This is a genomic window from Prevotella veroralis, from assembly GCF_018127765.1.
Taxonomy (GTDB): Bacteria; Bacteroidota; Bacteroidia; order Bacteroidales; family Bacteroidaceae; genus Prevotella; species Prevotella veroralis.
Genome location: NZ_CP072331.1, coordinates 545,143 through 558,520, shown reverse-complemented (window position 1 = coordinate 558,520; position 13,378 = coordinate 545,143). Strand labels below are relative to the sequence as shown.

8 protein-coding genes and 1 pseudogene are annotated in these 13,378 nt (G+C 40.8%); 6 read left to right on the top strand and 3 right to left on the bottom strand.

From position 1 onward, the window contains the following. Position 1: 1 nt before the first annotated feature. Both J5A55_RS10380 and J5A55_RS10375 read right to left on the bottom strand, forming a co-directional pair. Entirely contained in the window at positions 2-6,868 is a 6,867-nt protein-coding gene (locus tag J5A55_RS10380) for a sacsin N-terminal ATP-binding-like domain-containing protein (protein WP_004384069.1), read from the bottom strand. Positions 6,869-6,888: 20 nt separating this feature from the next. Beyond that, positions 6,889-7,092, bottom strand: a complete 204-nt coding sequence (locus J5A55_RS10375; RefSeq protein WP_004342802.1) for a helix-turn-helix domain-containing protein — start codon at positions 7,090-7,092, stop codon at positions 6,889-6,891. A 356-nt stretch (positions 7,093-7,448) separates the two neighbouring features. Between J5A55_RS10375 and J5A55_RS10370 the strand changes: the two genes are divergently transcribed. From J5A55_RS10370 to J5A55_RS10345, 6 genes are all read left to right on the top strand, one after another. Then, positions 7,449-7,760: a DUF3853 family protein gene (locus J5A55_RS10370; RefSeq protein ID WP_004342801.1), complete on the top strand. Its 312-nt coding sequence runs from the start codon at positions 7,449-7,451 to the stop codon at positions 7,758-7,760. Continuing rightward, a complete protein-coding gene (locus tag J5A55_RS10365; RefSeq protein ID WP_004384070.1) occupies positions 7,757-8,806 on the top strand; it encodes an AAA family ATPase in 1,050 nt (349 codons plus the stop codon). Before J5A55_RS10370 ends, J5A55_RS10365 begins: the two co-directional genes overlap by 4 nt. Before the next feature lie 182 nt (positions 8,807-8,988). Continuing rightward, complete coding sequence (locus J5A55_RS10360) at positions 8,989-9,879, top strand: toprim domain-containing protein (protein ID WP_004384071.1); 891 nt, start codon at positions 8,989-8,991, stop codon at positions 9,877-9,879. Between the two features lie 102 nt (positions 9,880-9,981). Beyond that, entirely contained in the window at positions 9,982-10,329 is a 348-nt protein-coding gene (locus tag J5A55_RS10355) for a plasmid mobilization protein (RefSeq protein WP_004384072.1), read from the top strand. Next, positions 10,326-11,252, top strand: coding sequence for a relaxase/mobilization nuclease domain-containing protein (locus J5A55_RS10350; protein ID WP_004384073.1), 927 nt, complete (start codon positions 10,326-10,328; stop codon positions 11,250-11,252). Before J5A55_RS10355 ends, J5A55_RS10350 begins: the two co-directional genes overlap by 4 nt. A 21-nt stretch (positions 11,253-11,273) precedes the next feature. After that, positions 11,274-11,933, top strand: coding sequence for a hypothetical protein (locus J5A55_RS10345; RefSeq protein ID WP_004384074.1), 660 nt, complete (start codon positions 11,274-11,276; stop codon positions 11,931-11,933). Between the two features lie 154 nt (positions 11,934-12,087). Here the strand turns inward: J5A55_RS10345 and J5A55_RS10340 are convergent. Beyond that, positions 12,088-13,371: pseudogene (locus tag J5A55_RS10340) on the bottom strand (PDDEXK nuclease domain-containing protein). Positions 13,372-13,378: the final 7 nt, after the last annotated feature.

Sequence of the window (13,378 nt, the reverse complement as noted above, 5' to 3'; positions counted from 1 at the left end):
ATCAATAGTCGTTATCGTTGTAATCATCGTTACCATCTTCTGCTTCTGCCATAGCGCCAACATAGTGGGCGAATACGGCATCCATATTTGTACGTGCAGCTACACGTATCAAGGTATATACAGTACCCTTGGCACCTTCAAGCAATCCGCCATAGAGAGTCTTAACGACATCCACCTTCTCCTTGCCGGTAATCTTGATAACCACATCGTCCTTTTCTACGAGTTTCAGGAATTCTTCTGCGTTGTTAATGTAATGGAAGTTCTTGCCTTGTCCATCAAGATAAACACAAATCTTCCATTTGTCATCAACCATTTTATTCCATACAGAAGGAGAAGCGTACATTACGCCACGAGCCGCACTACAAGTGTGAATGTATCTGCCATCTTTAAGTTTGTGAACGGTTACATCACTCGCATTACGCACGAACTCTTCCATTGTTTCCTCAGGCTCTGCGTGCATCTCATTTCTGAGGTTCTGGTACAGACGCAACTGAGCAAGATAGTTGGTGTCGGCAATCTGCTCTGGCTTGATGTTACATTGAGCTAAGAGGTCTATTTCCTCCCTCGTTGGTGGTAATGATTCCAGTTCAAGAGGCGTTCCATGTGAGCGAAGGCGTTCTAATTCCTTTTTGGTGAAGATCTTCGGATGCTTACGTGTACGAGGTTTGTAAGGTCTGTCGCCAACAGGTTGATAATTCTTTTCCTTATCAACAGATCCCATGTACCCATTACGGTCAGGATCATAATCCTTATGAGGCATGTTTGATGAAGCGCGAGACGTGTTAGATGTATGAGTATTAGAAGACATTGTGCTGGCATTATCCGTTGTGTCAACATCTTCATCAACGTCAGCTTCTACATCGTCTGTGTCATCGTAGTCTTCAATATCCTCTTCATCGACCTGTTTGTATGTGTCATACTGACCAAAGTCATCTTTTGGCTCTTCCTCTGCTGTAGATGACGTTGTTTGACCAACTGGTGATTCAGTTTGTTGCGACTGCTGTTGTGGACGAGAGTCAGAAGTTGGCTGCTGCGATGCGGTTTGAATAGGTTCTTTTGGTAATGTCTCTGCTTCTTCCCCAACTTCAAGTTCGTTAACAGGTCTTGACGTTACATCTTTATTTGGTGCACCAGGCTTGTCATCCTCGCGAATAGTTTCCGTATCGTCAACATGCTGATTTTCTGTTGATGTCTCTGTCGTTGGTTCTGTAGCAGAATCTGTTGGTTCATTCGTAGCATTACTATAGTAATCGTTTTCTGTTTCGATAGGTTCTTCTTCCTCTGGCTCAACATTGATGGTCAAATCCAACGATCTAAGATAAGCGCGGAACTTTTCATCGTATGCAAGCGAAGAGCAATACTTCTCAATGCATTCTTCTACACTAACGCTATCAAGGACTTCCTCACATACGTCGTCATATACATCAAGTCCAACCAGTCGTTTCAATCCACGACAGAATTTTGCGAAGGTGCGTCTGTGCTTCCACGAGCTTACATAATAGAGATGGTAGTCGTCATTATAGATTCGCTCCACATCATTATGTATTGTGTCATAACCGAGGTCTATCTTTTCGCACACAACAAAATGATACTGTGACAGTCTTGTGTTATACCGCTCATACAATTCCTGGAATTTGTCGGGATTCTCAATCGCAGACAATATGAGTAGACGAGGTCTAAGTATGGCAACCATATCCATCGTCTGATCTTCTTTCCCTATAGGAGTTGCTTTGAAATCAGAACTTGTCAGACACTTTATCTTTAGCATGTCGCAAACTTTCACAAAAGAATCTGTGTCTTTTGGAAATGCGCTTGTCTGCATAACAAACTCATCGCCACGGAAGATATTTCTCTCCTGTGTTGCTTCTGGATGGATAGCATAGAGTTTTGTTATATGCTTCTTCTGACCTTTACCATTACGCCATTCTGCAGTTGGCGTTTTGCGATAGTTATCAACCAATCTTGCATCTTGATTAGGAGAAGAAAGCATCCAGTTTATCACAATACCACGGAAATGAGACTCATCTTCTCTTGGATGCGCGACACGAGCAAGGTAGTAAAGGCAATCTTCAAAAGAGAGTGCTTTGCAGAAGTTGATCTTTTCAAACAGTTCACGAGCTTCACGATTATCAATAGAGTCGACAACCGCTTTGCAAGGAACCTTTTCTTGCCACTGAGGAGCCTTGGCGCGAACGGCATAACCTGCTATATAAGGCGCATACAACAGTTCAGGCGTCTTAACAGAGTTCTCTGTTGGTATGCACATGCGGTTATTGAAACATCCATCTTCCACCCATGATTCATATTCGACCAAGCGACGAGAGAAACATTTCGACCAGAAATAACAAGCAAATGTGCGGTTTGCGAGATACTTCAAGTCCTCTCGCGTCATATTCTGATGCACGTTCTCCGCCTTGAAATATTGCTTGATGATATCCTTGTTATCTTCGAAGATGTAAGTGTCAGAAAGATACGACAATTCAGACACACCATTTGCCTCAAAGTCACAAGCTGGAGAATAAGAAGAACCAAGTGTCAATTCATGAGCATACTTGTAGATTGCCTCTTGCGACTTGACTAAATACTTAATCTGCTTACGGAGATTGATATTTATGTCGAACTCGTTCTGTATCTTGGCCACCTCGCGTACAAATTGGATGTGAATGGCAGCTACGCTATTCTCATCAGCACCAAACTGGTTAAGATAATCCTTAACCTTTGCATCAATCCACTTTTGTTTTGTGGTAATGAGGTTACGATTCTGGAATTCTGCTGAGATTGCAAGAAGTAACTCCTTGTTTGATTTCAAGATATCAGGATGCACCTCATTGGCGAGTGTGATATACTTGAACGGTTCAGAAACAGCATCTTCGTCCACCTTAACGATTGTGACTTGATCAAGAGTCTTATATTCACCAGATTGTGTGCGTACTCTCAACTGAATTATTTGGTGTTTCCTTTCCGCCCACTTATCCTTCAGATCTTTCAAATGCTTGGTCATCATCGCTACGACCGAATCCAATGAGTCAGTTTCAATAGTTGCAAGATTAGGCAAAATGTCGGAGAAAAGAATATCCTTGTTGTCTGATTTAAGACCAAGCTTCTTGAACAGCTTTATCCACTCGGCTTTCTCATTTTCATTAGTAGTTTCAATATACGATGAAGATACAAACTTTGCCTCCTTAACATATTTAGTCACCAACGATTCTATCTGCTCCTGTTGGTAAGTATCAGAGATATAAAGCAAGGTACTATTGATAAGTGCGTTATTCTTGTCAAGCAAAGGAATCGCCTTGAACTTGTCAACTGATGTAATCTGTTTTTGGTTAGCCCGTACCCATCGCCAGAAATCAATGCTGTTTGCTACAACTTTCACAGAATATTGCAAGAATGTATTTGTAACAAGGTTGTTAGTTGCAGTATTGAAATCAAACTTCATTATCTTGAATAACTGACGCATGTCTTGTGAGAAATCATCGGTATATTTTTGCGAAAGAATAACATATGTTTTCGGACACCATGTTTTCTCGAACAGAATCTTTGCGTCTTCGTCGTATTCTATATACTGTTTATTCCGTAACCTTGATCTTAATATGGTCCCGTCATAGGCAAGCAATGGCATATCTCTGATGTCGTTGAAGCTCATACTACCATCAAAGATTCTATCTGCATCACGCTTCAAATACTCCAAGAAGGTCAGCATGGTTGTTTCATCAACAAGGTTGGAATAGATAGCAGTCTTATTCTTGATAACTACATCCATGAAAAAAGACTTGTCAGTGAAAGTCTTTATCCCAAATTGTTGGCGTAAGAATGATTCCAACCTCTTACCTTCTTCCTTCTCATAGTCTTCAAAGTACGCATTTGAGAGTGCATACATCATATTTTCCTGCAACCATGCGTGATGGGTATTATCTGCATAGGTACTGTTTTGTGCAAATGCCTCCTGATTGAAGTATCGAACATCATCGTTGCAAAGATAAACTTCATTACCTTTGATATCAACACATCTCAAAACATAATCCCTGAAACTATTTTCTTTCAGCTGTGTCTCACAATTGAATATATAATCAACAAAAGCCTTGTTGGCTACATAATTGTTTTCTATGGCTGCATTAACCTTTGCACGAAAATTCGCATCGTTAACAACGACTGCTGTAATGAATGATTCTTTAACAAAATCGTGGAATCCGAGACGAGTAAAGATATTGATTAGATTATCTCTCTTGTCATCGCCCAAGCCATCAAAATAGATGTGCGATAGTACGTTGATAACATTCTCGCCCAACCATTTCTCACGTGTTAAGCCATGAGCTTCTTCGTTGAAGAAGTAGTGATAATTGGTATAGTCGGTACTTGCACCACCATCCTCGGTAATGTACGGAACCTTTGTCTTGTTAGCCTTTAAATCAACTTCCTTTACTGCAAGATAACGATAGAATGCAACAGAATTGCTTGGTACGTTAAGCAACTCCATAGCATCCTCATTGGATAGAATGTAATCTGTAATCATAGACGCAGCAGAGAAAGACAGGAAATACTTGTCTGCAAATGATTTCCAATTTTCATCTTCCTCAAAATTTGCTCTTGATGCCTCGCAAAGATGCGGTACAAATCTACGCAAGAATCCTATTCTATTACAATTCGTGTCAAAATCATAGTAGAGACTTCCTGCTGTAAACAAATTGCCTTTGTATTCAATAAATATATTTTTCTTCGCAAACTCGTTTAGTTCATCCTCACTCAACCAATGTCTTATAAATCGTGTATTGTTTTCGGGAACTGTCAACCATGTCTGGAAATCAGTTTCCTCACATTTCTTTACAACAGCATCAACCTTTACATCAAGGCTCGAAGGAGAATGCTTGTACAAGAAATCCATGAATGCCTCCGATTGTCTTAACTCGTCAACTGGCAAGGAGTAGTCACCCAACTCCATAAGAATTATGAAGTCTTCGTCTGAAATGACTCCGTTCGCTGTCATGCCAGTCATGTCGTTAATAATATTGTCGATGCATTCAAAGGTTTGTTCACCATCCTTATCCACGCATGGAACAAAAGGCTCTTCTTTTATGAGCTTTTCAAATTCTTCCTGGAACTCCTCTATAAACTTCTTATACACGCGTCTCTTCTTGCACTCATCAAAGTCTGGGATAAGTGCAAAGATAGAGTCAAGATCGTATTTTTTGCTTTCAATAAGCTGCTTGATCCAATAAAAGAACTGTTTACCTGCAATACGAGCAATAACGTGATTGAGTTCGATATCCTCAATATCATCACGCTGTCCGTTGGGCACCATATCGGTGTTCATTAGGAAATTGAAGCCCCAATCAGCCCGCTTTGCTGGCAGATAGCAATAAAGCATGGCATCATCAACTGGCATCAACTTTCTTTCAGCTTTCTTGCACGCAAACTTTACCGCAGTCTTACGAAAGTTCATGTACTTCTCTGGTATTTTCTCATAACCATCCGAACGAAGAGAGTCTGGATTTTCCAAGACATCGTTTATTTTATCTGTAATGTCCTCAGGAATATCATCTACAAGAGAATCTGATACACACCAGTCTTTATTGTCTTTCTCACGTACAATCGGTTCATCCTGACCATCAATAAAGATGCTAACCTTCTTGATGTTCGGGATAAACAATATGATGCGCTCTGATTCAAATACATCGGTAAACAAATCGATGTAGTTATCATCTCTGTCTTCGTCGGTCAGAATTTCCTTATCTCGTGGTTGAAGAGCGAACTTTACTCTGAACTCGTCATTAGGATGCTGGCGGAATACAAACTTGATGTCATTATCAATTTCATTATTCTCTGTCCAAATAGGCAGTATCTGCCATGGGGTGTTGATTACATCAGTTGCTGACTTATCAAACCTAAAAGTATAATTACCAGTATTTAGAAGCACATAGTCGTTGTCAAGGAATACGGTCTTAAAGCCAATGCCTTTATATCCAATGGCTTTTGTGTTGTCAGCCTTCTCGCCATCATTTATATCGCAAATGGCTGCAATATTCTTAGGATTGAAATATTCACCTGTATGCTGGAATGTTAGGTAGTTCTTTGTAATATGAAATTCCACATCTACGGGTAAGGCTTGATACTCGCCATTAATTTTAGCACGACGAGGATAGTCGTTTGCATTTTGCAACAGCTCATATATAAATACTTCTTTACCACTCTGTGTTAGCTGCTTTTTGAGTGTATCAAGTGAACGAGCAATCTTCTTTGCGGCACCAGCAGGATAACGCATAATGCCATCGTAAAGGCTGCTCACAATGTCTTTCGGCCATATTGGCGTTATTTCCTCGCGCAAGTCAATACCAAACTTGAGTGGTTCTATTTCAAGTAGCACCCACGTGAACTTATAATAAGCAAAACGATTAAAATCTTTATTGCTTCTGAATGGTATTGATAGATTCTTAACACCACGTTCCTTATCTTCAATCTTTGTGAAGTCAGTATTACGGATGTCTGTTATGGTGTACCAACCTTCATTCTTTTGCGGTGCAAACTGACCAATAAATAGGTTATTTTCAAGACGCAATCTTCGTTTGATATTTTCTGCATCTTTTGAATTTGCAGACAGAATATCCTTGCGTTGAGTGTTACGACGTTTCGATTCTAATTTCCTATTTACATACCAGATCTCTTGTTCTTTACAGAAAACAAAAATACCTGAATCTTTCAAGAACTCATTAAACCAGGTATAGCCCATGTCTTTGAAGTTAATTCGTTCTTTTAAGACTGCTTTTGCAAATTGGTTTTCGTTTACCCAACCATCTCCTTTTTTAGGCAAAGATTCCTTGGGCATTGAAAGAAATATATTGTGCAGTGATTCCTTTATTTTATTATCCAGCATATTGTATTTTTGTGAATAAATTATTCTACTAAATCTTTTGGTGACACACCGAGCAAGTCTGCCACTTTGAAGATGGTAGCAAGATTAGGCTGCTTGCGGTTGCAAACATAGGCGTTGGTTATACTGAAACTCATACCCAACTCTTTAGCGAGCCATGTTTGGGTGATGCCTCGCTTCTTCAAATGCTCCTTAATAAGGTTGCTATGCTCTTTCTTCTGTCCCATCGGATGATAGCTTATCTTGATATTGTCTACAAAGTTATGAACTTATAATGAATAAAACGAAGAAAATAGAGCTTTATCTCCACTGAAAATAAGTTTTCTTTCAAGAGGACACCAAAAGTAATCTCTTAAACAATCAATGATGGGTGAGAAACAATGTGCGTTTGCCCGAAATAGTCCACTTTTTGAATGTATATTGAGCGTTTTTGATTGTCTTTGATTTCCTTACATTTCCCTATACTTCCCGCTATATCCTTGCTTCTTGGAATAACATCAAAAGCCCTCTACTTTTGCATCGTCAGAACTGACAAATACCCTATGCGCAAGGGTGAGTTATTAACTTCAAGACACAAGGAATTATGACGATAAACGAATTATTGGGCAAACCTGTGTGGCAGATGACGGGTGAAGAATTGCTCTTCCTTGCACAGCACAGTAACATGTTCACAAGTGGAGAGGTAACAAAAGCTTCTTCCTCCAAAGAAGAAAGGCGGTATGTATATGGATTGGCTGGCATTGCACGCCTTTTTGGGTGCAGTCTGCCTACGGCCAACCGTATCAAACAGAGTGGTAAAATCAATCGTGCCATTACGCAAGTGGGGCGCAAGATTATTGTGGATGCCGACCTTGCGCTGGAACTGGCAGGACGAAAGACGGGAGGGCGAGGATGAATACAACTAACTATGAAAACATTTGGCAAGCATCGCTTATCCATGTTACGGACGAGTTTGCGCTTCCTCCAGTTGTACTGCAAGCAGGTGAAGCCATAATTGGCACATTGGGCAACTTCAGTGTGTCAACAGGTAAAGCCAAAGCAAAGAAAACTTTCAATGTGAGTGCCATCGTTGCAGCAGCCCTTGTCAATGGGCAAGTTCTGGAGTATCGGGCGTCATTTCCCGAGAGCAAGCGCACTATCCTCTACTTTGACACTGAGCAAAGCCCTTATCATTGCCAACTCGTGATGCAGCGCATTCTGCGATTGGCAGGATTGCCGACTGATAGAGAGCCAGAGCATTTGAAGTTCAGCCACCTCAGAGCCATTGCCGACCCAAATGAGCGCAGAGAAATAATCCGCTACGCCATCTACCATACACCCAACGTGGGCTTGGTGGTCATTGACGGTATTCGTGATTTAATGCTTGATATCAATAACTCAACGGAGGCGACTAAATTGGTGGGTGACCTGATGCAGTGGACGAGCGAGCAAAACATCCACATTCAAACCGTGCTTCACCTCAACAAAGGCGACGACAACGCACGAGGACATATCGGGACGGAACTCAACAACAAGGCAGAGAAAGTCTTGCAAATCACGAAAGACAACACGCTGCCTGAACGCAGTATTGTTGCGCCCTCCATCATCCGCTCCAAACCCTTTGAAAAATTTGCCTTTCGACTAAAGGAGGGTGAAGATGAGATTTGCATTCCCCAAATAGATTTCTCGTATTCCGACAATGAACGGAAGTCACATCGTTTCTCCTACCAAGAGTTAAGCACTAACGAACATCGAAAGGCGTTGGAACCAGTCTTCTCTACAAGCGAAATTTTGCCATATAGTAAACTTATCGTAGCTCTTAAAGAGGCTTATGCTAAGATTGTGGGGCTATCCTATGGGCAAACTAAACTCAAGGAACTTTTGCAATTCTTGCTCAACAAAGGCATAGTGGTTAAGGAAGAACGAGGAAAATATCGGCTCAGCCATAATTCTCTACAATAAAACCTTTGGTCGGTCGGACACAGGCTATATATACCTGAACCAATCCGACCAAAGAGAAACAAACTTGGTCGGACGTAAAGGTGTGCCTATAGTGTACGACTGTCCGACCAATCCTAAAACCTTCAGCCTCCAAAAGAAAAAGGCAGAAAGTTATTCATTTCAAACATTAAAACAAAATCACAATGGAAATACAAAATATCAAGCAAATCTCTATCACAGATTATTTGCAGCAACAGGGTTATTCACCTGCACGAGTACAAGGTATTCACTTTTGGTACTGCTCCCCACTTCGTAACGAAAGTACGCCATCATTCAAAGTAAATACAGAGCGCAACCAATGGTATGACTTTAGAACTGGCGAACATGGCGACATCATCGACCTTGTATGCGCTTTACATCGCTGCACTATCAGCGAAGCCATCGGGCTTTTGAGTGGTGCTAAACAAGTAGCGCATCAAGAATTTTCTTTTGGCGGTGAAAGAAAAATCTCCGAGTGCAAATTGGAAATTCTATCTACACAACCGCTTTCCAATCTTAATTTGCTTAGCTATCTCACAGTGCGTGCCATTCCCCTTACTGTAGCCAATTCCTACTGCTCGGAAGTTCTATTCCAAAACATGAAACGGACATACTATGCCATTGGATTTGCAAACGATGCTTTGGGATGGGAAATCCGCAATATGTATTTCAAAGGATGTATCGCCCCGAAGGCTATTACAACGATTAAAAGAGGAACCGACCGTCTACAAATCTTTGAGGGATTTATGGATTTTCTCTCGTGGCAAGTGCTAAATCCTTCTTCAACCTCCGATGCCATCGTTCTCAACTCTCTGGCTCTTTTGCCGCGCATTAGAAAACAGATTGCGGGCTATCGAGAAGTGGAAAGTTTTCTGGACAATGACGATGCTGGGCGCAAAACTTTTGCCGTTTTGAAGCAAATGTTTCCGCAAATCGTTGATGGTGCCACACGCTACCGAGCCCACAAAGACCTCAACGAATGGCTCGTTGCTCAATCTAAAATCAAAGAGAAACAAATGTTATTACCAACCATAAAATGTAGTATCAGAAGATAGTGTTTATCAGGGAAGCAAGTTTGTGTTTTGAGTATCTCAAAACCTACTTGCTCCCACCTTTGGGAGGTGAAAATCCCGTTGGTCTCATCAAAAAAAATAAAAATGGAACAGAAAAATAAAGGTGGACGACCCACTAAGACTTTATCAGAGAAACGGAAATATCAAGTGCTTCTTCGGCTTAATACAATGGAGTACTACACCTTGTTGGGAAAAGCACGTGAGGCCTCCATTCCTCGAACAGAGTTTTTACGGCTGCTCATTACAAATGCAGAAGTAAAGAGTCGAATCAAGCCAGAGGAAATGCAACTCATCCGTACAGTTTCTGGTATGGCAAACAATCTTAACCAAATTGCCCATCGACTCAATGCTTTCGGCATCTCTGCACTCAATGAAGGATTGAATGCGCTGAAACAACTTATTCACGAACTCATGAAACGATTGAAGCCATGATAGCCAAGATTATTAAAGGAACAAACTTCAGTGGAGTTGTCAGTTATATGCTTAGCAAGCGTGAAGGTCAAGTCAAGGTTTTGCAAGCTAATGGCGTGCGCAGTTCTTTACCAAATGACATTGCACACGACTTCAACTTGCAAGCCTCTATGCGTCCGAATGTACATAAACCTGTTTGTCATACGATACTCTCATTCTCGACACATGATTCAGAACGACTGACAGATGCAACAATGGTGAAGATTGCCAACGAGTATCTTCATGAAATGGGCTATAGCGACACACAGAGTCTTATCGTAAGGCACAGTGACCGCCAGCATCCGCACCTGCACATTTGTATCAATCGCATTGGAAATGATGGTAAGACCATCAGCGACCGCAACGAAAAGTATCGTTCAACGAAGATTTGTAGAGAACTGACTGAGCGTTATGGTCTAACCATTGGCGAAGGAAAGCAAGAGGTAAACCGCTCGCGATTGAGAGGAGAGGATAAATTGCGATATGAAATATTCGATACCATTAAGTCTATATTACCTCAATCTCAGACTTGGAAAGATTTTGTTGCAAGGTTAGAGCAACAAGATATTACCACTCGTTTCAAAACAAAAGGTAATACCGATGTTGTACAAGGAATCACCTTTGAAAAAGACGGATGTAGTTTCAGTGGCTCAAAGATAGACCGAACGTGCTCTTTCTCTCGCCTCAATGCAGCGATAGAACGAAATTCTCACAAACAAGAGCAAATTAATCAACAAAACGAACCTATGGTACATTCTGTAGATGAAAGCTATTTCATTACCGACCTATCTGAAGCAATTAGTGAAGTGTTTTCTATGCCAACACCAAGTAATGGCGTAGATGTTGATGAACTTCGATTTCAAAAGAAACTCCGTAATAAAGCTAATTGCAAACGTAGAATTTAATCACATCAAATTTATATCAGAATGAATAACGAAATAGCACCTGTTCTCGATATGCTCGAAGAACTCAAACAAGACTGCAAAGCCATCAGTAAGGCACAAGCAGAACTGCATACTACTATTGCAGAACAGCTATCTATTCCAAAGGGAAATAGTATTAAAACACAAGAAACCATGCAAAGCCATCTCTCGAAAGAAACTCAAGCTAAAATCAAAGAACATCAACTTTTTGTTTTGGAGGCACTATCAGAGTCGAATAAGAAACTCGAACCAAAGTTTGAAGCTTTGCACCAGCTCATCAGCAAGCAACAAAAGCCTGTAGGATATAAGAACTACTCGCTATTTGCAAGCGTACAATTAGCCGAGCGTATGCTGCTCTTATTAGTTTGTGGGCTGGTCATGGTTAGCTGTTGGTTCTTTGGTATGGGAGCCAACAAACTGCAAACAGCCTCAGATTACGACCTACGTTATCGCTATCTGCGAATGCAAGGCAAAGCTACCAAAAAAGATTTTGACTACCTTGACAGCATTTTTATCATGCATCGTAATCCCAAAGCCATCCAGCAAATGCAGCAGAAGGTTATTGATTATGAACAAGCCCTGCAACGGCAAGCAGAGTTGTTGTTGCAACAAGAACGTATCAAACAGGAACAAAGAAAACTTAAGAGGCAGTTGAGAAAATAGCAAACACTTCAAGAAATTGTTTAGTATAGTTTCTTGGAGTGTCTTCGTTTAGTAGTTGGTTTTTATGCTTGTAGGTAAACTAATAGTTTACTACTGAGTAAAAAATTAAACCTTTAATCCTCTTTTTGATAAATTACTAACGAATATAGATATTTCATCTTTCGCTATCTTGCTCTACTATCTTCGACAACTCTTCCTCAACTTCTTCCACCGTAGGCAGAGCCGACTTCAAATCATCAGGTATAGCCTTTGTCAGTTGATAATCACTGACACCAATAGGCTGATCATAGCCAGAAAGAGCATATTGTGCCACCACTTTATCTCCACCATTGCAGAGGAGCAAGCCGATGGTCTTGTTGTCGTGTTCGCCACGAAGGGTATCGTCCACAACATTGATATAGAAGTTCAGTTGCCCCATATATTCTGGTTTAAAAGGTGTAGCTTTTAGTTCGATAACCACGTATGCATGCAGTTGGATGTTATAGAGGATGAGGTCGGCATAGAAATCAGAATCGCCTACTTCAAAATGCTTCTGCTGTGCCACAAATGCAAAGCCACTGCCCATTTCTAGAAGATATTTGGTGATATGCGAAACCAATTGCCGTTCAATGTCTCGTTCTGCCATTTTATCTGTCTGTCCCATCATGTCAAAGATGTAAGGGTCCTTCATCAGATAGTTGGCAAGGTCGCTTTGCGGTTTGGGTAATCGCACAGAGAAGTTACTCACTTTCTTTGCCGTAATCTGCCGAGCGAAAAGGTTGGTTTCAATCTGCATTTGCAGAACATTACTACTCCAACCATTGGCAACCGCCTGCGTGATATACCAATAACGTTCACCCAAAGGCAGCTTGCTATTAAGCAATATAACATGGCTCGCCCAGTTAGTGCGAACTACAGCAGACTGCTTAAAAATGTCTTCTATCTGATTTATGTCGTGTTGGTAGATGACAGACACTGTTTCTGAAATCTCTCCTAATTGTGCAAGAGGTTCTTGCGTAATTATATTTCCTTGATTATCTGTAGCTTGAATTTACGCAAGAGGTTCTTGCGTAAATTGATTGAGCTCGTTTGTAAGTTGTAATACATTATCAACCGAAGGACTATTAAGCTGTTTTTCTGCCTTACCCATTTCTAATAGAATCTCCATAGGATAGGCTTTGGCGAATTGACACATATAGATAAGGTTACGAGTGGAATAACCTTTCTTATCTGGATATTTAGAACGTATCGCCTTGGAAAGATTATCTATGACCTTGCTGCCCCAACCTTCTTTCTTTTGGAGGTAGAGAATAAAATGCCCTACTTTCCAATAGTGGAAAAGCATATCTGCATTTGCAGAAGCTATCAAGCGTATTTGTGTATGCTCAAGGTCAGAACCAATGGCTCGGACAACAAGAGATAAATCTTGTTTCTCTACTTTATTGATTTCTTGGCTCATATTGTTT

What these genes read in the sequence shown, in the direction of transcription:
- J5A55_RS10360 (WP_004384071.1), top strand. Translation starts at nt 8,989, where the DNA reads ATGGAAATACAAAATATCAAGCAAATCTCTATCACAGATTATTTGCAG.
- J5A55_RS10350 (WP_004384073.1), top strand. Translation starts at nt 10,326, where the DNA reads ATGATAGCCAAGATTATTAAAGGAACAAACTTCAGTGGAGTTGTCAGT.
- J5A55_RS10375 (WP_004342802.1), bottom strand. Translation starts at nt 7,092, where the DNA reads ATGGGACAGAAGAAAGAGCATAGCAACCTTATTAAGGAGCATTTGAAG.
- J5A55_RS10380 (WP_004384069.1), bottom strand. Translation starts at nt 6,868, where the DNA reads ATGCTGGATAATAAAATAAAGGAATCACTGCACAATATATTTCTTTCA.
- J5A55_RS10365 (WP_004384070.1), top strand. Translation starts at nt 7,757, where the DNA reads ATGAATACAACTAACTATGAAAACATTTGGCAAGCATCGCTTATCCAT.
- J5A55_RS10355 (WP_004384072.1), top strand. Translation starts at nt 9,982, where the DNA reads ATGGAACAGAAAAATAAAGGTGGACGACCCACTAAGACTTTATCAGAG.
- J5A55_RS10370 (WP_004342801.1), top strand. Translation starts at nt 7,449, where the DNA reads ATGACGATAAACGAATTATTGGGCAAACCTGTGTGGCAGATGACGGGT.
- J5A55_RS10345 (WP_004384074.1), top strand. Translation starts at nt 11,274, where the DNA reads ATGAATAACGAAATAGCACCTGTTCTCGATATGCTCGAAGAACTCAAA.